The following is a 25,231-nucleotide window of genomic DNA, read 5'->3' on the forward strand; positions in this document are numbered from 1 at the left end:
CAATAAGGTAACACGATAACGCAATACTCTAAAGATATTTGCACACCTTTTTAAACTATAAAGATTATGGATAATATTTATTTATTTATGTTAATTGCAATTACGGTATTGGCGGTTGCCGATATTATAGTTGGAGTTAGTAATGATGCGATTAATTTCTTAAACTCAGCCATAGGTTCTAAAGCAATTTCAATGAGAACCATTATGATTGTAGCAAGTTTAGGTATTTTTATTGGAGCTGTATATTCTAGTGGATTAATGGAAGTGGCACGTAAGGGAATATTCGTTCCTGGCATGTTTAGTTTTCATGAGATCATGCTTATTTTCATGACGGTAATGATTACAGATATTCTTCTATTAGACTTCTTCAATACACTTGGTTTACCAACATCAACAACGGTTTCTATTGTATTTAATTTATTAGGTGCCGCTGTAGTAATGGCGTTAATAAAGATTGGTCATTCTGACACGCAAACATTGGCAGATTTAGGCAGTTATATTAACACCAAAAAAGCCATGGAAATTATAAGTGGTATACTCTTGTCTGTGGTTATAGCTTTTAGTGTAGGTGCTTTTGTGCAATGGATATCGAGGCTTATTTTCACGTTTCAGTATGAAAATAAAATGAAGAGTTTTGGTGCCTTATTTGGTGGATTAGCTTTAACCGCTATCCTTTACTTTATTTTCATGAAAGGACTTAAAGGAACACCTTATTACAAAGATTTAAAAGGTTATGTTGAAGGTAATGAAGTTTATATTATTGCCATTGGGTTTGCCATATTTACATTATTCTCATATGCATTTCAACAAATCACAAAAAAGAGTATTCTTCTTGTTGTTATTGCCGTAGGTACATTTGGATTAGCTTTAGCTTTTTCTGGAAACGACTTAGTAAACTTTATTGGTGTGCCAATGGCCGCTTATCACTCTTATGAAGCGTGGACCTTAGATGGTGGAGCTGCTTCTGGATTTATGATGGATGTCTTAGATAAGAAAATGCCAGCAGAGCCTTTCTTATTATTTATTGCTGGAGGTATCATGGTAGTGACATTATGGTTTTCTAAAAAAGCGAAAACGGTTGCCGAAACAGAAATTAGTTTATCACGTCAAGGTGAAACACATGAAAAATTTGAGCCTAATGCCATCTCTAGAGCGGTTGTAAAAGGAACATCTTGGTTATCTACAGCTATTAGTTCTATCGTTCCAAAAGCAACTCAAGAACGTATCGCACATAGTTTCCATAAACCAAATGAGAATCTAACAAAAACACAAAGTATTGATGCTCCTGCCTTTGATATGATTAGAGCTTCTGTTAACCTTATGGTGGCAGGTGTTTTAATTGCGATTGCAACATCAATGAAATTACCATTATCTACAACTTATGTAACCTTCATGGTAGCCATGGGTACATCATTAGCCGATCGCGCTTGGGGAGCGGAAAGTGCTGTATATCGAGTAGCAGGTGTTTTAAATGTTATTGGAGGATGGTTTGGAACTGCCTTTGGTGCATTTACTGCAGCAGGTATTATCGTATTCTTAATAAACTGGAACCCAAGCGTAATGACTCCTATTTTATTATTGATAACGGCGTTTTTATTGTATAGAAATTATAGAGCTCACAAAAAGAAATCTAACAAAACTTTAGACGAAGACTCTCTTACTGAAACAGGAAGTCGTTCGGTTCAAGGTGTGATTCATGAAAGTGCTTCTAATATTTCTAATGTTGTAAAACGTGGAAATAGAATTTACACCAATGCCGTTAAAGGTCTTGCTAAACAAGATTTAGTCTTACTTAAGAAGAATAGAAAACAAATTGACAAACTGTCTACGGAAGTTGATAGTTTGCGAGATAACATCTTCTATTTTATTAAAAACCTGGACGAAACTAGTTTAAGAGCAAGTAGTTTTTATATCAATATCTTAGGTTACCTACAAGATATGACCCAGTCTTTAGATTATATCTCTCAGGCAAGTCACAAGCATATCAATAACAATCATAAAAAACTTAAGTTTAGTCAGATTAGAGAACTTAAAGAAATTGATGACACATTAGAAGTTTTATTTAATGAAACTAAAGAGGCCTTCGATTCGCGTTCGTTTGAAAAGATTGGATCAATCATAAATCGTAAAAAGGAAGTATTTGATTTAGTTACTGATAAAATTGTAAAACAAGTAGCAAGAACTAGAACTGAAGAATCTAGTCCAAAAAACACAACATTATACTTTGGATTATTATTGGAGACCAAAGATTTACTAACAGCAACTATGAATCTATTAGAAGAGTACTACAACTCTCACGATAGTTCCATAGAACCAGCAAAAATTAGTGAAACAGCGCCTCCTCCTGCAGAATCAGAATCAGGTCCAGATTCAGCGTCGGGATCAGAATCATAAACAACAATTCGAATAGAAAAAAAGCCACCTTAAAAGAGGTGGCTTTTTTGTTTCTATGATCTTGTTCTAATTCTAGTAATTCAAAATAGTTTAATTTAGTATCTCAAAATTTTCAGTTATGAAATCATTGCTCATAGTTATCATCTCATTTTTAAGTTGTCAATTCATAAACGCCCAAGAACTCTCAGGTAAGGATCTTCTTGACAAGGCCATTAACTATCATGATCCTGAAGGACGTTGGTCTAAATTTGACGGTGAGTTTTATATCACTATGGAAACACCAAACAATCCAAATAGAGATAGTCATATTAAAATTAATTTGCCGAAAGAGTTCTTTTATGTAAGCGCAAAAAGAGATACAACGACCACAGAATACACGATAGCCAAGACCGACTGTACCATAAAATTAAATGGAGAAAGTGCTATTTCCGAAGCTCAAAAAAAAGAACATAACTTGTCTTGTGATCGTGCCAAACTTTACAAAAACTATTATACTTACCTCTATGGTTTGCCAATGAAACTCAAAGATGAAGGTACTATTATCCACGATAAAGTAGAACGTAAAACATTTAAAGGAAAAGAATATCTGGTTCTAAAAGCTTCCTATGATGAAACCGTTGGTAGCGATGTTTGGTTTTTCTATTTCGACCCAAAAACCTATGCAATGGAGGTTTATCAATTTTTTAAAACTGACGATAAAGGCGCTCTAAAAAAAGATAGCGGCGAATATATTTTGCTCACAGACACTTCTAGTATTAATGGCATTAAGATTCCAAAACTTAGAGCTTGGTATTACAACAAAGACAATAAGTATTTAGGAACCGATAAACTCACTAATTAAGAAAATAAACCAAGTAATATATAACCTAAAACAGCTCCAATAAGAATGACCCAAATAGGGCTAATTTTAGTTTTAAAGGTTAAAATTACAGCACCTAAGGCTATAACTATAGCTTTCCAATCTAGCAAAGTTTCTTTAGTCATAATCACTAAAACAGCCAACATTATAGCAACTGCAGCAACGTTAACAGCATTTAAAAAATGCCTTAGCACTTTAGATTTCTGCATTTTAGGAATAAACGGATTTAATATAAGTACAAACAAAAAGGAAGGTAAAAAAATACCGGCTGTAGCAGCAAGTGCGCCATAAAAACCAGACAATTGATAACCAATAAATGTCGATGTTGATAATATGGGTCCTGGTGTAAATTGACCAACCGCAATAGCATCAATAAGCTCTGCTCTTGTTAGCCAGCCTCGTGTAACTAACTCGGCATCTAGATAGGCAAATAACACATAACCACTTCCATAGAGAATGGCACCTACTTTTAAAAACACCCAAAACACATTAAGTGTTGATACTTTTACTAAGGATGTTCCAAGAACTGGCCATAAAAACAATGGTGATATACTATGAATATTTTTATTAGTCTTTTCTTTAATAGTAAAATATAGCATTCCAAGAATGCCGGCTGTTAGTAGCGCAATAATTTCGTTCAAACCCAACAAGCTAGCCATTAAAACAAGACTTCCCAACATGGCAAGTTCTGTGCCTTTTATTGCCTTTTTACCGAGTTTAATTACGGCAGAAGCGATAATGGCTAAAACGGCAGGTTTAATACCAAAAATAAAGGGTTCTACTTCTGGTAATGTTCCGTAGGAAACATACAAATAAGCCAATATTGCAGTAATTAGAGTCGCTGGAATTATAAAGGATAATCCTGCTACAAAAAGTCCTAATTTCCCAGCGCGTTCATGACCGCAATGCATGGTCATTTCGGTTGAATTAGGTCCAGGAATTAAGTTTGTAGTTCCTATTAAATCCAAAAAATAATCTCTGGTCATCCATTGTCTCTTCGTTACAATTTCGTCCTCCATCATAGCGATATGAGCTGCGGGACCACCAAAGGCAAAACAGCCTAGTTTAAAAAATACACTAGCAACTTCTTTAAGTTTTTTTGATTGGTTTTTTTCCATCTTTTATGATACTTGCAAACATAAAAAAAGCATCTCTTTCGAGATGCTTTTCGAGAAAATTATTTTCTTCTTTTCTCTTTCACAGTTGTGCTTGGATGTCTATCAGCATATTTTTTTGTCACATACTTTCCAGTTTTAGCGCTTCTGTGTCTTGTAATTGTAGCTTTCTTAGCCATAATTTCAAATTTTAATTAATAAATATGAAATTTCATTTATGCTTAATCAATTTTATATATTTGAAGTCTCATGTTCAACTAATAAAAATATTAGGTTCTGGGTTGAAATTTCTTTTTTCCAGATTTAAATTCATTAAAAAGGCTCCAAGATTTTTTGGAGTCTTTTTTATGCAACATTCCATATAGCTTTTACTTCTTCACAAATAACCTCAATATCTGCTATTGCCTTTTTTAAATTTTTAGGAACTGTAATTACTTTTTCTCCAAAAACATCTATTGATAAACATAAGTCCTTCATCACTTCTTCATCTTCTTTAGCAACAACTTCGTTCAGATACTTATAAATAAGACTTGATATATATCTAGATTGTTGATTATCGAATACGTTATTCTTAGATATATGTACTTTAACTGCACCAATATAAGTTTTACCCTCAATTTTCAGTTTAAAAATAACATCTGGAGAAATTATCACTTCTACTCCGTTAATTATTATAGATTTTGATTTAGGCTTCTTAATTACCTCATGAGGAATCTCTTTTAATAACTTAGGTAACTTTATATTAATAAACCTTTTTAGAGCATCTAATGAAACCATTCTATCAATTATCTGTCTCTGTTTTTCAGGCTTTTTTGCTTTTAACTCTTCTATACCATCTAATATTGGTTTTAAATCTCCATTGTTTGCAATCGTTTTTTTTATTCTTGATTTTGCTAATTGATACCAAGCGACTAAAAACTTATTTGGAACTTTTTGTTGTTTAATAATTCTTCTTTTTTTTGCATCAGTAGCTCTAGAAAAATCTGCTAACTGATTTATTGAAATTACATAATTTCTTTCCATAATTTTAATTTGTTTAAGAGTTACTCTAATTTTATATATAACTCTAGTTATTAACATACTTTTTAAAATAGTTGATAAATTATAAGGTTCATAAAGCCTTATGTCATAGGCTTTTTCAACTATTTATATTTGACGGAAATAATTTAACTTGGCAGAAATAATCTAATTTCGTTTCTTTGAAGAAGAAATAGGAGATGAGAAGTCTCTAATGTTTCGCTATTAATCTGAAAAAATTGCCGGTCAAGCTTTTTTTAGAAAAAATTACCAAGAGGGATATTTCCAGTATCCCTTTTTTTTGTGTCTTATTCTCGCATATAATTATTTATCATTAATAAAATCTGTTACTTACTCTTATCAAAATTAATTTTACTAGGTTAGATTGAAAAATTATTAGATTAAAGCTTTTCAACATGTTTTTAACATTCAATCTTTTATTAAAAAAGCACCTCTTTCGAGGTGCTTTTTATCTAACACTTAATTACTAAGAACCACACATTAAGCAGTCATCACCTTCGCCTTCTTTAGCTTGAGCAATTAATGCCTTCATTTCTTCTGCACTCATTGGTTCTACTTCTACTTTCTCTGCTGTTTGTTTTGCAAACTTTGCAGCAGTTTCGGCAGCTTTTTGTTGCTTTTGAGCAACATTATCTACGACTACTTGTTGCGTTTGAGCAACAGCAACAGGCTCCGTTTTTTCTGTTCTAGCAATGGTAACCTTCTTGGCATCTACAGCACTCTTAGTACGCAAGTAGTACATTCCTGTTTTCAATCCGCTTTTCCAAGCATAGAAATGCATAGATGTTAATTTTGCCATTGTTGCACCTTCCATAAACAAGTTAAGTGACTGAGATTGATCTATAAAATATCCTCTATGGCGAGACATATCAATGATATCTTTCATGCTCAACTCCCAAACTGTTTTGTAAAGCTCTTTTATATCTTGAGGAATGTTATCTACGTTTTGAATAGATCCATTTGCTCTCATAATTTCATTTTTCAAACCTTCATCCCAAAGACCTAGTTCAACAAGATCTTCTAATAAATGCTTATTTACAACGATAAATTCTCCAGATAATACACGACGTGTATAGATATTAGAAGTATATGGTTCAAAGCATTCGTTGTTTCCAAGAATTTGAGACGTCGATGCTGTTGGCATAGGTGCGACTAATAATGAGTTACGTACACCATTCTTTAATACTTGCTTACGTAATTTCGCCCAATCCCATAGTCCGCTCAATTCTTCATCTTTAATACCCCAAAGGTTGTATTGGAATTCTCCTTTACTAATTGGTGATCCTTCATAACTTTCATAAGGACCATCGGCTTTAGCCTCTTCCATACTTGCTGTTACAGCTGCAAAATAAAGGGTTTCAAAAATATCTTGATTTAATTTTTTAGCCTCATCACTTGTAAACGGTAAACGTAATTTAATGAATGTATCTGCCAAACCTTGTACTCCTAATCCAACAGGTCTATGACGGAAATTAGAGTTTTCGGCTTCTTTTACTGGATAGTAATTTCTATCGATAACTCTGTTTAAATTCTTAGTTACACGTTTTGTAATTCTAAATAATTCTTTGTGATCAAACGCGCCATTTTTAACAAACATTGGTAATGCAATTGATGCTAAATTACATACAGCAACCTCATCTTCAGAGGTATATTCCATTATTTCTGTACATAAGTTTGACGAACGAATTGTTCCTAAGTTTTTCTGATTAGACTTACGATTTGCTGCATCTTTATACAACATGTAAGGTGTTCCTGTTTCAATTTGAGATTCTAAAATTTTCTCCCAAAGTTCACGCGCTTTTATAGCTTTACGACCTTTACCTTCGGCTTCATATTTTGTATATAATGCCTCAAATTCTTCGCTATGCACATCACATAAACCTGGGCATTCGTTAGGGCACATGAGTGTCCACTCAGCATCTTCCTGAACACGTTTCATGAACAAATCTGGCATCCACATTGCATAAAACAAGTCGCGAGCACGTAATTCTTCTGCACCATGATTTTTCTTAAGGTCTAAGAAACTCATAATATCGGCATGCCATGGCTCGATATACATTGCAAAACTTCCTTTACGTTTTCCGCCACCTTGATCTACATAACGTGCAGTATCATTAAACACTTTAAGCATTGGCACTATACCATTACTTGTTCCGTTGGTTCCTGCGATATAACTTCCAGTGGCTCTAATATTATGAATAGATAATCCTATTCCGCCAGCTGATTGAGAAATTTTTGCTGTTTGTTTTAATGTATCGTAAATACCATCAATGCTATCATCTTTCATTGTTAATAAGAAACAAGATGACATTTGAGGTTTTGGAGTTCCAGAGTTAAATAATGTTGGTGTTGCGTGTGTAAAGTATTTTTTAGACATTAACTCATAGGTCTCTAAAGCGGCATCCAAATCATTAAGGTGAATTCCAATAGAGACACGCATAAGCATATGTTGTGGGCGTTCAGCAATTTTTCCATTTAATTTTAAAAGGTAAGAACGCTCTAAGGTTTTAAACCCGAAATAATCGTAACCAAAATCGCGATTATAGATAATAGCAGAATCTAATTTATCTTTATTTTCGGTGATTACGTTGTATACCTCATCACTTAATAGTGGTGCTTTTTTTCCTGTTCTTGGGTTAACGTAAGTATATAAATCTGTCATGACCTCGCTAAAGGTCTTCTTTGTGTTTTTGTGTAGGTTAGAGACTGAAATACGAGCTGCCAAACGTGCATAATCGGGATGTGCGGTTGTCATCGTTGCTGCTTGTTCTGCAGCCAAATTATCTAATTCACTTGTAGTTACACCATCATATAATCCATCAATGACGCGCATTGCTACTTTAATAGGATCTACAAGTTCGTTAAGTCCGTAACATAATTTACGTACTCTTGACGTAATTTTGTCGAACATGATAGGTTCTTTTCTTCCATCTCTTTTTACTACATACATACTTTACACATTTTTTAGTTCTTTTCTGAATTAGGGTTCAGAAAAAAGGGTTAGTTGGAACTATAAACCTACAGGAAGTTGATTTATAGCTTGTTAATTAATTAGGTTTTTATATTGAAATTAAAATTGGCTGTACTACTATATTCTGAAGTTGATTAACTACGGAAACGATATGCCAATTAAAATACTTCTGTCTTTGATTTACTCTAAGCTCTAGAAATCGAAATTATCTGAGCCAAAGTCGTATTTATTTTCTTCTTCTTCTTTATTAAGAACACCTGCCTTTTGATATTCAGATACACGTTTTTCGAAGAAGTTCGTTTTTCCTTGAAGCGAAATCATATCCATGAAGTCGAAAGGATTTGCTGTATTGTAAACTTTCTCACAACCTAAATCTGCTAATAGTCCATCGGTTACGAACTCTAAATATTGTGACATAAGTTTAGCATTCATTCCTATTAAACTAACAGGAAGTGATTCTGTGATAAACTCTCTTTCTATATTTAAAGCATCTACAATAATGTCTTTAATACGTTCTTTTGATACTTTGTTTACTAAGTGATGTTCGTGTAAGTGCACAGCAAAATCACAATGCATACCTTCATCACGAGAAATTAACTCATTAGAAAACGTCAAACCTGGCATTAAACCACGTTTTTTCAACCAAAATATAGAACAAAAAGATCCTGAAAAGAAAATACCCTCAACTGCTGCAAAAGCAATTAAACGTTCAGCAAAACTTGGAGATTCAATCCATTTTAAGGCCCAATCTGCTTTCTTTTTAATAGCAGGGAAAGTTTCAATGGCATTAAATAGTTTAGCTTTTTCTTTTTCGTCTTTTACATACGTGTCAATTAGTAATGAGTAGGTTTCACTGTGAATGTTTTCCATCATAATTTGAAAACCGTAGAAAAATTTGGCTTCGCTATATTGTACTTCATTCACGAAATTTTCAGCTAAATTCTCGTTTACGATACCATCACTTGCTGCAAAAAAGGCCAAAACGTGTTTAATAAAGTAGCGCTCGTCGTCTGTTAATTTGTCTGTCCAATCTGTAATATCTTGGTGCAGATCAATTTCCTCGGCAGTCCACATACTAGCTTCAGATTTTTTATACCATTCCCACAAATCATGGTGCTGAATTGGAAAAATCACGAATCGATCTTTGTTTTCTTGTAAAATTGGTTCTACAACTTGAGACATATTAAATTGGTTTTTTAAATTAAAAAAAAAGCTGAAAATTTTAGTGTGATTTGGGACTAACAAAGATTCAAAAATGTATGAGATATTTCAGTGTTTTTTCGGAAAGCTTTTCAACAAGTTTTTAACAATTAGAGAATTAGCAAAAAAATCAAAGAATTGTTAAAAATAATTTTATTTAATTGATTATCAATAAGTTACAAAATATTTCGTTATCACGAAAACGTAAGTATTATCCTATTAAATACGCAGTCACAAGTGATGTTTACTATAAGTTTATAATCTGAAAAATCGAATTAAAACCAAACAAAAAAAGAGAGCATTGAAATGCTCTCTTTATCCCTAATAATTAACTAAACTAACTAAAACTATTTACTAATGTGAAGTCGTGTTAATCGAAATTAAGATTAAAAAAAGTCAGGTGTGAGCCTGACTTTTTTAATGATTAATAGCATTTAATCAAAAAGTGAATCCCCACGATCACTCTATATTTTTCGATTAAGTTGATTGGTCATCTTAATTTCATTTCAAATATGATAAATATTTTAAGACCTAAAGTTTCCATTTGTATGGTTGGTTATAAAAAGTGTATAATTGGTACTTACCAAGAGCAAATACAAACTTTAAAACACATTACACAGGAAATAGTGCTAACTATACATAATACGAACATGTTATTGTATTATATTTTATATTTGATACTATGATTAAAGCAGTTATAGTCGATGACGAACCAAAAGCAATTCAAGGATTGTCATGGGAACTCACCAATTTTAGTGAAGACATTGAAATTATAGAAACGTTTTCTAATCCCGAAGAAGCTATTGGGTATCTAAACAACAATACGCCAGATTGCCTGTTTTTGGACATACAAATGCCAACTATGGATGGGTTTCAGTTTCTTGAAAAATTATCTAATAAAGACTTTGCCGTTGTCATCACAACAGCCTATGACGAATATGCCATTAAAGCTTTGAAGCATGAGGCTATAGATTATTTATTAAAACCAATAGACTCCGACGATTTAGAAGACACCATTCAAAAAATCAAAAAGTTTAATTCTAGGTTGGTTAATTCTTCAAAGATTGAAGACGTACTTCTAAGTTTTAACGAGCGTTTCGACAAGAAAAAAATTACCATTAATACAGATGGCAAGTTAATTTTCTTAGATATTGACGATATTTTATATGTTGAATCTGATGGTAATTACAGCACTATTGTAACTACAAAGCAACAAAACATTGTTATTACGAAAAAACTTAAAGAAGTTAACGCTATTCTGCCAGATCATTATTTTTTCAGAATACATAACTCATTTATTATTAACTTGAATAAAATTAAAGAGTTTATTAAAAATGAAGGTTATGTTGTTATGGAGTCTAATCATAAAATCCCCGTTGCAAGACAACGTAAATCTGACTTTTTAGAAAAGTTATAATTATCATTTGAAACGCCTTAATTCAAATACAACGTATCAACTTAGCCATCGATTATTGATAGCTATACTAATGTTGTGTCTTTTTAGCTCAAACGATTCTTTTAGTCAAAATCAACAATCAAAATTTGAACAGGATATTGCTAGTTTAATATCTTCAAAACCCAAACAATATACACGCATTGATTCTATTTTTAAACCGTATTTGAGAGACAGTGTAAAAATTAAGACCTTAATCAATAAAGCCAGTAGCATTAATTACCCAGAAGCCGAAAGCTACGGTTTAAATGCCTTAGGCGCTCTTTACAGAAACATATCACACTATCAACAGTCTATTGAAGCGCACAAAAAAGCAAAAACATTAGCTGATATTTCAGATAACACAGAGTTAAAAGTGGTGAGCTTAAATAATATTGGTGTTGCTTATCGTAGAATGGACTTAGTAAAACCTGCTTTAGATTTTCATACTAAGGCCTTAGATATTTCGAGATCTGTTGACCATCCATCGGCAACGATATCCTATAATATTGCAGTATCACAAAATAGCATTGGTAATATCTATCTTATTTTAGAGCAATACGATTTGGCCCTAAAACAGTTTGAAAAATCACTAGAAATCGAAAAAAAAGCGGGAAACAGGTTAGGATTAGCCATTAATTATCAAAATATTGGATATGCATACGAAGCTCAAGGTGAGTTTGGAAACGCACTTCGCAACTATAAACTATCCTTAGAATACAACGAACAGATAAACTCTAATTTGGGTCGAGTGATTTGTTACAACAGCATCGGACAAGTTTATATCAAGCAACTCAAGTATTTAGATGCCAAAGTGATTATTGAAAAGGCTCTAGACAAAGCATTACATATTAATGATCAATTCTATATCGCAGCATCATACATTAATCTTGGTTGGGTACAGAAAGAACTTGGAGACTTGTCTGCTTCTGAGGACAATCTTAAAGAAGGACTCAAAGTGGCTAAACAATATAACCTCAACTCATCTATTGTTGAAGCCGACAAACATCTTTCAGAATTATATTATAAAACGAAAGATTATCAATTATCATTAGACCATTATAAAGCCTCTGTAACTATTGAAAAAACAATCAATAACGATCGTAACTTGCGCTATGTTAACGATGTTATTATTCAATACGAAAATGAGGCTAAAAATAAAGAAATTAAGGCTCTAGCAGATGAAAACCTCATTGTAAAATCAAAGCTAGAGCGTAACCAAAAGATTTTTTGGTACTCCATGTTAGCCTTAGCTATTATCGTAGGTATTTTAGTATCTCTTTATAGACATCGCCAGTTACAACAGGAAAAACAAATACTGACCTTAGAACAGGATATGCTTCGCAGTCAAATGAATCCGCATTTTATTTTTAATTCTCTTAATTCTATCAAATTATATATCATAAATAATGAAAAAGAGAATGCCGTATACTATTTAAATAAATTCTCTAAACTGATACGGAAAATTTTGGTGGCTTCTTCGGAAAAAGAGATTTCTTTAGAAGATGAATTAGATACTATGCAGCTTTATATGAATATTGAAAACATCAGATTTTCTAATGAAATTGATTTCGAAATCAAAATAGATGATAATATAAATACTGCCAATATAAAAGTACCTTCTCTAGTATTACAACCCTTTCTTGAAAATGCGTTGTGGCATGGTTTATCATCAAAAAAAGATGACAAACGCATAACGCTGCGCGTGTATCGTAAACAAGATGACTTTGTTAGCATCTCAATTACAGATAATGGTATTGGAAGACAGGAGGCCGAAAAAATTAATAGAGATAAACTTCTCAAGCGGAAATCTGTTGGTATCGCCATTACTAAAGCCCGATTAGCCAATTTTTCTAAAGGCTACACCAATGATTATCGCATTGCTATTGAAGACTTATATGACGATAATAGAAAGGCTAAAGGCACTAAGGTTATTGTAGAAATTCCAACGCGATCAAGTGTCTTGCAAACAGCCTAACTCTCTATTATTTAACTATAACTTTTTTTAAGTATTCACCTTTATCAGTACAGATCTTTAAAAAATAAATACCCGACTGAAAACGCCGTATATCCAATGTAGTCGTATTTTGATTATCTGTCAACACTTGTTTTCCAAACACATTATATAATTCAATTGCATTTATCACATGAGATGTAACTATTCTAATATAATCCTTTGCTGGGTTTGGATAAACTATAATGGCTTGCTCTGTAAGGTTTGCGTCGTCTAAACTTAAAGTTGAAAACACAAAATTCTCCAGTCCATCAGATAACGCTGTAAAATAGTTTTGAGTTAATGTACCATCTATATTTGCATTGTAAAAACTATCCAATGTACCTGATAGTCCCAATGCAATGTCATCAGAATTACTCAAAATTCTTATCTCGCCGCTAGTTGGAGTATTACTAACTTCGAACATCACCAAGGTTATTTGTTCACCAACAGTATGAGATATTATACTTTGTCCTGGTGGTAAGTTTAAAACAAATCCATCTCGGGATCCATCTCCCAAGCCAAAGGAATTTAATTGTTCAGCAGTAACTTCAGTAGCTGTCCATGTTCGTCCGTTAAACATTGATAGGTTTGTGATATCAGTGTTCCCTGCTGGTAGCATTATCGTTAATCCAAGGTCAGATACATCTGTGTCGGAAGCATCAAAATCTGGGGTTGCTACTATAGAAAAACTATAGCCTCCATTATGAATAATGCCAAACTCATAGCCTTGAGAAAAACAGAATGTGGTTATCAATAAGAATCCAGTAAATAGGTATATTTTTTTCATAATTTAGTATTGTTTTATAGCAATTGTGATTAGTTATCATTTGGTATTGTTGAACTTATTGTAAATGTTGGTAGACTTAAAAAATTCGCGGGATGATTTAATATGTTGTCCTTAATAATATTACTGTCATTTGGAGAGCCAGAAAATCTTGCAACCCCATTCAGATCTAAATCTGTGAGCAGATACCCATTCGAAGAGAACGTAATTAAGTTTAAAACATTAACAGGGTCAAGTAAGACATCGTCTTTGATTCCATTAACATCATTATTGGCACCTGAAAATGTAATGCTTCTTGTATTATTAGTATCCCCAGACCAGAGTCCTGTATGTCCTGAAGCCAATAAGGTTTGAGCATTTGTCCCAAACGTTAAAAACAGATTATCCCTGAAATCTATTAATGTAGTAGTGCTCTCAGACAGCCCTATAGTTGATAAGCTCATTGCTCCTAAATGATTTCGGTGGTTTACAATTACATAATAATCTTTTGGAGATGCCTGTAGTACAATATTTGAAATCCCATCAGTTTCAACAACATCTCCATCACGTTGCAACAAAGCAGAACGCCCATTAACGAGTATTGTGTTATCATTAGATCCCCTTAGCTCAATCCAAACCCAGTCTACTATTGCATCGGCTCCAGTTATGGTAAAAATTGAAGCATCGCAAGTAGCGTTATCTCTATATGGACTTATAATAGGAAGGTACCCTGAAGCACGTAAATTATCATTCATTAACCCAGGAGTATCTGCTTGGGTTAGTGGTCCTTGTAAGAACATTTTAAGGTTTGCAAATATCTTAAAATCGGCATTAATAAAACCCTCTGACACAGCTACCGCACCTGTATTTAATTCTTGAACAGCAACTTCACCAAGTGTATACAATATCTCAATACCTCCAACTAAAGTTGATGCACCTCCACTATCCATGCTAAACTTCTCAATAGTTTGAGCCTTACTCGGTTTTATAAAAAAAACACTTATTAAAATTAGCAAGATTAGTCTCATTGTTTTGGTGTGTTTAGTAAGACTTCAATTTTTTGCACTCTTAGTTCAAGTGATTTTGTAGAATCCAATTCAGCAGACAAGTCATTAATCTTTAAGTTTTGATTATTTATAATGTCCTGCTGTTCTTTAATCGCATTAATGAGTATTGGAATCAATTCGGTATAACTAATACCTAGGATTTTCTCTTCATTATCCTGAGCAGTAACAATCTCCTTAATGATTGACTGTACATCCTGAGCGATAAGTCCGAGCGATTTAAACTGCCCCTTCCTATCTTTCCAGAAATATGCTTTGGGTTCTAATTTCAAAACTTCTTTCAATCCATATTTTAGGGTTTCGATTTCTTTTTTAAGACGCCTATCACTACTGTGAATTGTCGCTCCATTCTGTCTAATAGTTCCTGTTTCATCTACTTCAAAAATTTCTGAACCATCTCCTGCTTTAATTTCAAACTGACCAGTTTCATCATTATCAAAATCTAATTGTACAACAACAGCGTCGTTACTTCTAATAAAGATATCGCTACCTAAATACTCTGGATCTGAAGCTATAATGCCATCATCTCCTGCCGAAGTATTTGATCTTCCTCCCAATATTACATCAGGATTGGCGTTATTGGTAGACTCTGCATAAACCCCAGATAAAGCGCCTTTAAACGAACCGCCATTTCGCTCTGATGCACCTACATCTATTCCATTATTCTCAGTATCATGAACAATAATCCCGTAAATATCTGCGGTAACAATAATACCTGATCCAGAAGGACTTGTATTAATTACATTTAATGCGCCGTCAGAACTCAAATCTGTATTAATAGTTAAGTTATCATACCCAGACCATGTCTCTCCTAAGTGGTTATGAGACTCAATGTTAAGATCTACATATTCCTTTGTCACTAATGATTTGTCATCAGTGATTTCTGCTAAATCAAAACTTGGTGCTGTTATGATCCCATTTTTAAAAATGGCCAATGCGTTGCTTCTACCAAATGACGTTCCATTACCAATAACAAATAGACGATCATTTTCATTCCAATTTTGAGTGTCATTTGGCACATATTCTGTATTAAAACTTCCAAGAGTAGTCTCAAGATAAGAAGGCGCTATTGTAAAACCTCCCATTGCGATAGAAGATTCTCCTGAAGCCGTTGTAGAATTCCCTATTGCAAAAGAATAATTTCCTAAGGCGTCTGCGCTTACTCCAATTGCTGTTGAAAAATCTGCAGAAGCGATTGAGCTTCCGCCCATAGCAATCGAACCATATCCTGATGCGGTAGCATTATCGCCCAATGCAAAAGAAAACTCTCTTGAGGCTGTTGTGTTAAAACCCATTGCAGTTGAAGCATATCCTGAGGCTGTAGTACGAAACCCCATTGCTGTAGCATTTTCCCCTGTAGCACCTATACTTATAGATGCGCTCGGACTTGAGCTTAAATCAACCGCATCCAATCCAATAGTTCCATAATTATTTGAGTCCTTACCTTTTAGACGCCACCCTAAACCATTACCTTCATCTATTGCTTCTAAACCCGTAACATTTAACGCTGTTTCTGCGATATCAGCCTTTTCAGAATGAATAGCGTAAGGTACAGATCTAAACAAATCGGTCCCCATATCTACAAGCCCGTTACCTATATTAATTAAAACCTTATAAAAGTAAACATCATCATCCCATTCTACATCAGATAGGCTTTCAACTTCTCCATCTAATGAAGTTCCTTCGCCAATTATTAGCACTATTAATCCGTTAGTATTTGTAGTAATTGCATGTTCTTCATGGTAAGTAAGTTCCATGCCTTGGCCTTTCATAATTTGAACTTCCACTTGTATGAGTTGATTCGCCACAACATTACCTAAATCATTTTTTACAATCGCTTTATAGTTAATTCCATCATTAGACTGTGCAGATAAACTATAGCCAAAGACTAAAATGCATATTATAGTTAATTTCTCTATTAAATTTTTCATTGATATTGGTTTATTAGGTGGTTTAAAAAGCCTATCGTACTAGTATTTTTTTATGAGCAACACGGTCACTACTTGTTATTTTTAAAATGTACATGCCCGTAGATTGATTTTGCAATTTCAGTGTATTACTATTTTCTATTACCATTATCAGCTCTCCCAAAACAGAGTACACTTCAACTTTATCTATTGGGACTGTAGAATTAATGGTAATCAAACCATTGGATGGATTAGGAAACACGTTTATTTCAGCGTTTAAACTATTTTCAGAAATGTTTAATATTTCTGGCTGTGGTATATATTCTATCGCAAAATCACCATCTATAAGTTTAAATGCATTTTGCGAAGCATGTGTCCAAATATTACCCTCACTGTCAATAGTAATTGTCCTTGGCAAAAAATGCTCTAGTGCTGGTAAAATACTATTATTACCACCAATGTGTATATTGCTTAAAGTTGGATTAACATCTGATGGATTTTCAATACTAATAATTGTTGAAGAATCATTTAACAAATAGGCTTTTCCATTAACATCAACTACCATGTCTTGGATACCGAATAGATTTGGATAATCTTCAAATAAAAATGAATAGAAGGTTTCGTTTTCTTGGTATACAGCACCAGAATTTCCCAAGAACCAAACACTTCCATTTGGTGCAGCAACTACTTTGCGCAATGCACCTAAACTTCCAACAGAAGACATATCATACGTTGTAGATGCTTGAGCCGACGTATCGAATTTCTTTATTTCTATACCACTATTATTTCTAACAAACCAAGCATCTCCATTATCATCTACGGCAAAATGATAAGCACTCAAATACCAATCTTCATCCAAATTATAAGTATGAATAAGCACATCATCTTTGTACGCTTCTATTTTTTTATCACCCCGACTATAAATCCAAACTTGATCTAAAACACGTTTCATGTCATTGGCTTCATTGGAATTCACTTGAATCGTATTGACATTAGGGAAATCTACTTTTTGTATTTCGTAAAGCGGACCACCTTTAATAATAGCTTGTTCATCGTCATCTATTGCCGACGCATTTCCTAAATTTTCAATGAGAATGGATTGATGATTATCATTAACATCTCGATACACGACAATCTCATCATCAGTATTAAACCACCATACACCTCCATTGGCATCTGGCATACTATTGTGAAATCTACTGTGCATTCTTTCAGATAGATTGCCTAATTCATTATCATTACGTCCAGACCACACCCCATCATTATTGATTACTACTTCAAAATTTGAATTGCTTCCTGAAGAAAAATCATTTGTTGTAAAATAGAATTTGTTGTTTCTGAAATAGATATTATTTGGAGTATATGTCATAGGTACTCCTAGTGCTTCTAAATCTGTAGGTGATTGTAAATTCCATTGCGGCGTATTACCTACAAACTTGAGTTCTATAATACCTGAAAAATAGGAAGAGGTTGTCCAAATGACACTATTCTCATCTAATGCAATACTTTGAAATGCCTCATTTATGCCAGGAATGATAGATTCTAATTGATATAGATCATATGTTTCGCTGGTAATATTAAATTTCACAATGCCTCCATCTGAATTTACTGAGCCTTGCGAAAGCCATAAATCGTCATTAGCATCAAACTGTAAACCGCTAACCTGATCAAATGGTAAGCCTGGTGTTGTCGTACTATCATAAGATGTCACTGCTAAAGGTGGCTGTGTATAATTTGACACATCAATTTTATGTAAACCATCAAAGCCAGCCAAATACAAATAATCATCATGGTAAATCAATGTTGCTAAACTAATCGTAACATCAACATTTTGTATATCGGTTAGTTGCTCAACTAAGTTTAGATTAGTACCGTCGTAAGTAAATAAGAATCTATTTGAAGAATCAAATGCTATAATCCAAGTTAAATTTCGATCCTCATCATATACAACTAATTGAGGAAATCTATTATTTGGAAAACTTAATGGCTCAAATGTTTTTAATGTTCTATCATAAACATGAACTATAGGACCTAGACCCGTAATTGATCGTATCATAATTCTTCCATCCGGTAGCACCAATCCATTTTGAATGGATGCAAGATTCGTCCAATCTCCTTGTGTATTAAACGAGGGAACAGCAATGTTTGGAATGTTTTCCCAAGTTCCGTTTTCGTTTCTTATAGATAAGCCTTTCTCTGTCGCATAAACTTCATCGCTATTAAAATGGTTAGGAAACATTCGAGTTACACCTCTGTTGTTAAGACCATAACTGCGTTCTACGACACCAAGATTATTTTGTCCATCACAAAATGTTAATTTTCCAGTAGCTTCAGGTATGGCATTGCCACATTGATTAGGATAAAATGACACTTTAGTTCCTATTAAAAAAGTTTCAGCTTTTGTTATTTGAGCGTTTGCCAGAGTATAACAGAGTAATGCAAAAGTGAGTAGTTTTATTTTCATAATGCCGTGGTTTTTATTGGTACTATTTGATTTTTAATGGAATAATAGCAGGTTCAACCTCTTCATCACATCCAAATGATATTTTAAAGAAGTAGTAGTAGTCCCCTTCATCGCTAGAGAACATATCACCCCCTGGGATAAACATATCGCCTCCTGGAATGAACATATCACCGCCTGGAATAAACATATCACCTCCTGGGATAATTTCACGATCAATAGCGTCACACAAACCATTTGAACTAAGAACAAACAATCCTTTACTAATCTTAAAAACTCCATTTGAATTGCACTCCCAAACAGTATCTGTATTGCGGTTTATATATTCAAAATCTGCACCTCCCTCTGGTAATTCGTCATCAATAAATTTAGCTTCTAGGCCTTTAAGGATTTCTAATTTTAGGTTACACTCCATTTCAATTTGCTCGGTAGTGCCCTTTTTTAGGTATATCTTAAAATGTTTTCCTTCTGAAAAGTTGATTCCTATCTTCTTTAATGACTGCATAGTTTTACTGTCTACAGTTAGCTTTTGTGCAACTACAGAGCTTGTGCTAAGTGCTATTAGTAATAATGTTGCAGTTATAATCTTCATTGTTTTCATAATATTATTTTGTTTTAAGTTCTATTGATGTGAATACCACATAATTGTATTCTGTTGATGTATAATGCCGTGCGCCTCCATTAGTTTTAAGAATATAGTTGGCCACAGCCACCATATTCCAAGCGTCCCTATCTGAACCACTCCAACTCCTTGTCTTTAGTTTTTCACAGTTATTGTTTTCTCCAAACACTCTAACATCGTCTAATTGATGTGTTTGTCCAAGCGTATTAGCCCAAGACCACGTCCATGTTTTTTTTAAGACGTTGATATGTCCAACAGGTATAAATTCAATGTGCAGGTAAGTGTTTCCATTTTTGAATACCTCGATGGTGTTATTTTCAAAATCATATTTCCAGTTATAGCTATGAGCGTTTTCATCTGGAAAATAAGTGTCTTGAAAGCGCCCTAACTGTTGCCATAATGTATCTTGTTGCTGCCGGACTATGGTTTCACAATTAGCAACAGATTTTAAAGTTTGCGGTGTTTCCTGACCTTTACATTTTAAAAAGATCGCTGTCATAAATACAAATATTATCAAAGGTATTCTCATTGCTTTTAAGTTTAAAACATACTTTTATACTGGGTAGTATCTATTGAAAATTCAGACTTTTTTATTCCTTTACAAATCATTGAAACATTGAATTTCGATTTCTTTTTGTGCTTAAAATCCATCTCCATTACTAACCCGTTTTCAGCATATTTCATCCAACCAGACTTAAACCCTTTTGGTTTAGATTTTTCATCAAACCCCCAAATCTGGGTAAAACTTACAGGCACTTCGTTAGTCACATAAAAGATCACTTCGTGCTCTGCATTTTCGGTTTTAAACCCCGTGCACTTGTAGCCTTGAATGGTCTTGGTTCCTATTTCAGTAATTTTATAATCGCTATTGGCATCGTTATCAACATCGAAATCATCCATTTTGGTTGTTTGTACAATATTTTGCCCCATAGCACTCATAAAAACAACATTAATATGTCGTTCTTTATCCATAACCATGAACATACTGGCATCTTTATGTGCTTTAGCTAATTGATCATTTTTAAACCCGAAATACGGTTCATCCTTTTTTAAATAATAATCCATAATAAAACTGCCTTGTTTTGTTTTCATTTCCATTGTTATGGCCCATTCAAAGTCATAGGAATTTGGCAATGTGTTCTTTTTTGAATGTCCTTCTTGTGCCAAAACCTCTTTTGGAAAAAGAAATACGAGGTAAAGCAGTATGATGATTTTTAAAGTTTTCATATCTAATTATGTTTAACAGTTTAACTATTAGTGAATTGTTTTTTAAAAGGTAAACATGACTTAATAAGTTTTTTATATTTTTACTAAACATGTTTACTTTAAATAGAAGCCAGCACTAATATGACAGATAAAGCTGTTATTGAATCCTTGAAGAAAGGAGAACAAGGTGGATTAAAATTTGTCTATTCGGCACATCGCTTAGACTTTATAAATTTTGCCAAGAAATACCCTATTGTTGAGGAAGACATTATAGACGTATATCAAGACGCTATTATTGCACTACGAGACAGTGCAATTAAAGGGCATGTTGATACTATTAAAAGTGAATTAAAAACTTATTTGTTTAGTATTGGTAAATATATAATCTACGCCAAACTAAAGCAGCAACGTAAAGTTCATTTAGTAGAAGATCATTTCGATTTTAACAAAAACGAGTCTATTGAAATGATTGATTTTTTTAACCAAGAGCTCACTAAAGAGCAAGAACAATTGCATGCAGCGTTTCAAACTTTAGGGCAGAAATGTAAAGATGTATTAACATTATTTTATTATCGTGGTTTTAATCTTGAAGATATTATGAACGAATTAAATTACAATAGTAAAGATGTCGTGAAAAGTCAGAAATCTAGATGTTTAAAATCTCTTAAAGCATTGATTTTTAAAATGTAAAAAATGGATAAAGACGAATTAATAGCATTGTATTTTACTAAAGAACTTTCCCCTGAAGCTCAGAAAGAGTTTGATCATTTAATGGCTTCAGATGAAGAGTTTGCCAAAGAAGTGGCATTTCAAAAAAATTTAAAAACTGTTATTACTAAGGAAGAGCAATCCAATATAAAAGCTCAATTACAAGGTTTTGAATCCGAAGAAAAGACCAGAGTTAATTATAAAAAGTGGTTTGTGGCGGCTGGTATTGTTATGTTTTTAGGGTGGTTTGGTATCATGTACATTAACAATACAACTCCAGCTGAGAAACTCTTTGCCGAATACTTCGAACCTTATCGCAATACCGTACAACCTATTTTAAGAGGTGAAGCTCAAAATGATATTAAATCGAAAGCATTCCAGGCTTATGAAACAAAAGATTACAACAGGGCCTTAGATTATTTTAATATGTTATTAGACGAACAATATGATGAAACCATAGCTTTTTATAAAGCTAATGTTCTTTTAGAGCTTAATAAAACTGAAAATGCTATTACCATTTTGGAACAGAATCTAAAAACCAGCGATAGCCTTAATGATAAGAATAGCTGGTACTTAGTTTTAGCACATTTACAGCAAAATAACACCGATAAAGCGAAAAGGATTTTAATTAAATTGAATGACGATTCTAACTATAAAAGGGAAGACGTTAAGACATTACTTAAACAACTGGATTAATTTCTTTCTTGTTAAAAATAAAATAATCAGCGCTGCCATTACGAAAACAATCCACCACCAAGAATTATAACTTTGATTTAAACTCGAAACGTCTCCCGAAATAACAAAGCCAGACCAGTAAAAAGGATGTCTAAGCACCTCATCGTCTGTTGTTTTCAAGTACTCCAATTTGGCATTACGTAAAGCCTCATCCTTATCTAAACCTTTATTTAGGTTCTCATAAAACGACACCATCAAAGTAGAGGTTTCTTGATCAGGAATTTTCCAAAGGCTCATTACTGTACTTTTTACGCCAGAAAAGGCAAATGCATTGGAGAGGCTAATAACACCTTTTCCTTTAACCTCTTTTCCTATTCCTGTTTCGCAAGCACTTAAGGTAACCAAATCGGAATTTAGCTTTAATGCATACAATTCTTCTAATTTAAGATACTTTTGAGAAGGTTCTAATTTTGAATTGTCATAAAAATAAATTTTGCTGTTTAATGGTTCTTCTTTACTAATTGTGGAATGTGTTGCAAGATGTATTAACGAAGCATTTGATGCTTGCTGAATAAACTTATCTTTATTAGCTTTTTCATCTAGATAAACGTTGCCATTTAAAATCTCATTTATACGATTTACTTCGTATGCACTGCTTGAAAGTTTTGTTTTATCAAAACCATTTTGAGTTGCAAACGGCGCAAATAACAGTGTCTTTGATTGTCCTATTTGGGATATGAAATTTTGAGTTATAGAATTTAATCTAATCACTCCTATATCCTCAATTAAAAAATGTGGATTTTCTTTAGATGGTACCCACAGCGACTCAATAGGCAGAAGATGCAATTCTCCATCCAATATAATTTTGTTCTTTTTATTGCGGTCAATATATGTTTCAAAAAGTAGCTTATAAACCACTGAACTCGATTTTTTAAACGCTTTAGTATCTCTGTTTTGAAGTGATTTAATAAGTGTATTTATGCTGTGTTTTAAATCATCGGTTATTACAACTTTATCAAATAGTCGTTGCTCTCCATTGACGTTGAAAACATAAACAGCCTCATTTCCAAAAAAGAACTCTATGATATTATCATCTTTAAACTTAGTCTTTATATGTTGCTTTATTGGTTTTCCATTACCATATTTAACATCATAATAGTTTGGTGCAGATTTTTTTAGCTTCTTTTTGAATTGGCTAAACTTTTGCTCAATACTATCTTTAATTATTTTAGATTTTTGAGGATTATTTGAGTAAAACACAGATTGAACCGAGTCTAAAACTTTAAGCAGTGCTTCTTCTTGTTCTAATATTGATTTAGGAATCGATTTTTGGAGTTGGCTTTGCTTAATTGATTTTATCTCACTTAAAATCGTAACATTTTTACTTTCATCACATACACTTAAGGCCTTATAAAACGTATCTAAATCTTTAGTGTTTTGCCAATTGAGATGGTAAATACTTAACAGGCTTTCGTAAAAACTTTTAAACTCATCATTACTTATAAACTTATCTTCATCGCTCATGGAGCCAATAAATTTAATTAACTCATGAACACCTTGATAAGAATGAAGTGCTGTATTTAAGTAGTTGTCGTCATTTGTAGATTCGTAAATTTGTTTTGACAAATCTCCTTTGATTGTTAGCGCTTTTATTAGTGCTAAATTTTTAGTTTTGGTTTTTTCAAGTGCTATTTTTTCATGAAACCCATTAGGAGCATTCTGTGTGTTAAAATTTAAAGCTATAGCTCCATTTATAGCCTCTTTTGAAGCCTCTATCTTTCCTATATGGTAATAGGATTGAGATAATAATTTTAACCTTTCAGACCTGAAACTTGTATCATAACTCTTCTTATCGCTATCAACTATTGAAATCAAAATGTCTATAGCCTTTTCATAATCTCCCATATCAAAATAAATATGACTTAATCGTCGCTTTATTAGCGCTTCAGAAACATGCTTGTCATAGTTTGAAGTGGAAACAAACTCTTGAAAATCTAATAGCGTTTTCAAGGCTAAATCATGTTGTTTGATTTCTAGGTAATATGAAGCTTTGGTTGTTTCAATTCCAAAAACATAAAAGAGAGGTGTATTTTCTTTGTCATAAAACTTAACTTCATCTTTTTGGAGTAATTGTTCTAGTTTGTCATTTCTATCACTAACAGAATAAAAATTTATAAGGTTTGCATAAACAGTTATTGTTTTTCCAGAAAATGCTTTAGACATTTCGAGTCCTTCAAGATAAAGCTCTTCAGCTTTATCATAATTATAAAGCGCTCTTTCTATAGACGCTAAGTTCATTAAATTATTAAACCGCTCCATTTCTATATTAGATGCATCATTATGATGTGGATTATTGAAAATATTTAGTGCTTTTTCCAAATAAAACTTAGCGTCTTCATATTCTTGAACTCTATATTTATATCTAGAATAGTGGTCATATAGTCTCGCTAAGTCAAAATGATTAGGATCTAAAAACTGCACATATTCAAAAGCTTGCTCTATTGGTACTTTATAAACATCGGGAGGTTGCCAAAGCATTTGCAAACAAAAGGTCGTATTCACCTTTGAGGCGATGACTTTTTTATAAATTTTTAATGCTTGATACAACGAATCTGTTTTTATAAACAAATGTTTTGACTCTTCATAGTTTTTTTCTACCAGAGTTAAATGCTGGGCTCGTTTAAAAAGGCTATCCGCTTCTTTTTTACTTAAACTATCTGTCTGAAATGTATATGACACCTCATTAATTGCGCCATAGCCCAAAGTTGTTATGAGTAAAAAGAGAATTGAAAAAAATGTTTTCAATTTATAAAATTTAGA

18 protein-coding genes are annotated in these 25,231 nt (G+C 33.0%); 6 read left to right on the plus strand and 12 right to left on the minus strand.

The genetic code is table 11. The annotated features are described in order from the left end of the window. Positions 1-66: 66 nt before the first annotated feature. Complete coding sequence (locus Q0893_RS00655) at positions 67-2,394, plus strand: inorganic phosphate transporter (protein WP_298901477.1); 2,328 nt, start codon at positions 67-69, stop codon at positions 2,392-2,394. Positions 2,395-2,512: 118 nt separating this feature from the next. After that, on the plus strand, positions 2,513-3,235 hold the full coding sequence (locus tag Q0893_RS00660) for a DUF6503 family protein (RefSeq protein WP_298901476.1): 723 nt from the start codon (positions 2,513-2,515) through the stop codon (positions 3,233-3,235). Here Q0893_RS00660 and chrA read toward each other — a convergent pair. The 4 genes from chrA to Q0893_RS00680 all read right to left on the minus strand — a co-directional run bounded on the left by chrA (position 3,232) and on the right by Q0893_RS00680 (position 9,559). Then, positions 3,232-4,371, minus strand: coding sequence for a chromate efflux transporter (chrA, locus tag Q0893_RS00665; protein ID WP_299271859.1), 1,140 nt, complete (start codon positions 4,369-4,371; stop codon positions 3,232-3,234). The two genes, Q0893_RS00660 and chrA, sit on opposite strands and share 4 nt — an antisense overlap. 342 nt (positions 4,372-4,713) lie before the next feature. Then, positions 4,714-5,391 carry a hypothetical protein gene (locus Q0893_RS00670; protein ID WP_299271860.1) on the minus strand — a complete coding sequence of 226 codons (678 nt, stop codon included), beginning with the start codon at positions 5,389-5,391 and terminating at the stop codon, positions 4,714-4,716. A gap of 481 nt (positions 5,392-5,872) precedes the next feature. Next, positions 5,873-8,356: a ribonucleoside-diphosphate reductase subunit alpha gene (locus Q0893_RS00675; RefSeq protein ID WP_298901474.1), complete on the minus strand. Its 2,484-nt coding sequence runs from the start codon at positions 8,354-8,356 to the stop codon at positions 5,873-5,875. 213 nt (positions 8,357-8,569) lie between these two features. Next, positions 8,570-9,559 carry a ribonucleotide-diphosphate reductase subunit beta gene (locus tag Q0893_RS00680; RefSeq protein ID WP_298901473.1) on the minus strand — a complete coding sequence of 330 codons (990 nt, stop codon included), beginning with the start codon at positions 9,557-9,559 and terminating at the stop codon, positions 8,570-8,572. A gap of 700 nt (positions 9,560-10,259) precedes the next feature. Here Q0893_RS00680 and Q0893_RS00685 point away from each other — a divergent pair. Together Q0893_RS00685 and Q0893_RS00690 are read left to right on the plus strand one after the other, a co-directional pair. Then, entirely contained in the window at positions 10,260-10,994 is a 735-nt protein-coding gene (locus tag Q0893_RS00685; protein WP_298901472.1) for a LytTR family DNA-binding domain-containing protein, read from the plus strand. 55 nt (positions 10,995-11,049) lie between these two features. Beyond that, the gene (locus Q0893_RS00690; protein ID WP_299271861.1) at positions 11,050-12,987 is read left to right on the plus strand and encodes a tetratricopeptide repeat protein; all 1,938 of its coding nucleotides are present in this window, start codon (positions 11,050-11,052) and stop codon (positions 12,985-12,987) included. A gap of 7 nt (positions 12,988-12,994) precedes the next feature. Here Q0893_RS00690 and Q0893_RS00695 read toward each other — a convergent pair whose 3' ends face one another. Genes Q0893_RS00695 through Q0893_RS00725 form a run of 7 tightly spaced genes read right to left on the minus strand, consistent with a single transcriptional unit; the run spans position 12,995 to position 21,049 of the window. Then, positions 12,995-13,792 carry a T9SS type A sorting domain-containing protein gene (locus Q0893_RS00695; protein ID WP_299271862.1) on the minus strand — a complete coding sequence of 266 codons (798 nt, stop codon included), beginning with the start codon at positions 13,790-13,792 and terminating at the stop codon, positions 12,995-12,997. Between the two features lie 29 nt (positions 13,793-13,821). Then, entirely contained in the window at positions 13,822-14,796 is a 975-nt protein-coding gene (locus Q0893_RS00700; protein ID WP_299271863.1) for a hemagglutinin protein, read from the minus strand. After that, the gene (locus tag Q0893_RS00705; RefSeq protein ID WP_299271864.1) at positions 14,793-16,763 is read right to left on the minus strand and encodes a tail fiber domain-containing protein; all 1,971 of its coding nucleotides are present in this window, start codon (positions 16,761-16,763) and stop codon (positions 14,793-14,795) included. The genes Q0893_RS00700 and Q0893_RS00705 overlap by 4 nt, the downstream gene beginning before the upstream one ends. A gap of 31 nt (positions 16,764-16,794) precedes the next feature. Continuing rightward, positions 16,795-19,203: a T9SS type A sorting domain-containing protein gene (locus Q0893_RS00710; protein WP_299271865.1), complete on the minus strand. Its 2,409-nt coding sequence runs from the start codon at positions 19,201-19,203 to the stop codon at positions 16,795-16,797. Positions 19,204-19,225: 22 nt separating this feature from the next. Then, positions 19,226-19,801 carry a hypothetical protein gene (locus tag Q0893_RS00715; RefSeq protein ID WP_299271866.1) on the minus strand — a complete coding sequence of 192 codons (576 nt, stop codon included), beginning with the start codon at positions 19,799-19,801 and terminating at the stop codon, positions 19,226-19,228. A 4-nt stretch (positions 19,802-19,805) separates the two neighbouring features. Then, positions 19,806-20,321, minus strand: coding sequence for a DUF6882 domain-containing protein (locus Q0893_RS00720; RefSeq protein WP_299271867.1), 516 nt, complete (start codon positions 20,319-20,321; stop codon positions 19,806-19,808). Between the two features lie 41 nt (positions 20,322-20,362). After that, the gene (locus tag Q0893_RS00725; protein WP_299271868.1) at positions 20,363-21,049 is read right to left on the minus strand and encodes a DUF4412 domain-containing protein; all 687 of its coding nucleotides are present in this window, start codon (positions 21,047-21,049) and stop codon (positions 20,363-20,365) included. Positions 21,050-21,169: 120 nt separating this feature from the next. On the opposite strand from Q0893_RS00725, the gene Q0893_RS00730 reads away from it, so the two are divergent. Together Q0893_RS00730 and Q0893_RS00735 are read left to right on the plus strand one after the other, a co-directional pair. Then, the gene (locus Q0893_RS00730; RefSeq protein ID WP_299271869.1) at positions 21,170-21,718 is read left to right on the plus strand and encodes a sigma-70 family RNA polymerase sigma factor; all 549 of its coding nucleotides are present in this window, start codon (positions 21,170-21,172) and stop codon (positions 21,716-21,718) included. A 3-nt stretch (positions 21,719-21,721) separates the two neighbouring features. Next, on the plus strand, positions 21,722-22,432 hold the full coding sequence (locus Q0893_RS00735; RefSeq protein ID WP_299271870.1) for a hypothetical protein: 711 nt from the start codon (positions 21,722-21,724) through the stop codon (positions 22,430-22,432). On the opposite strand, the gene Q0893_RS00740 is transcribed toward Q0893_RS00735, so the two are convergent. After that, on the minus strand, positions 22,412-25,216 hold the full coding sequence (locus Q0893_RS00740) for a CHAT domain-containing tetratricopeptide repeat protein (RefSeq protein WP_299271871.1): 2,805 nt from the start codon (positions 25,214-25,216) through the stop codon (positions 22,412-22,414). The genes Q0893_RS00735 and Q0893_RS00740 overlap by 21 nt on opposite strands. Between the last annotated feature and the right edge of the window lie 15 nt (positions 25,217-25,231).

Source organism: uncultured Psychroserpens sp., from assembly GCF_947494225.1.
In the GTDB taxonomy this organism is placed as follows: Bacteria; Bacteroidota; Bacteroidia; order Flavobacteriales; family Flavobacteriaceae; genus Psychroserpens.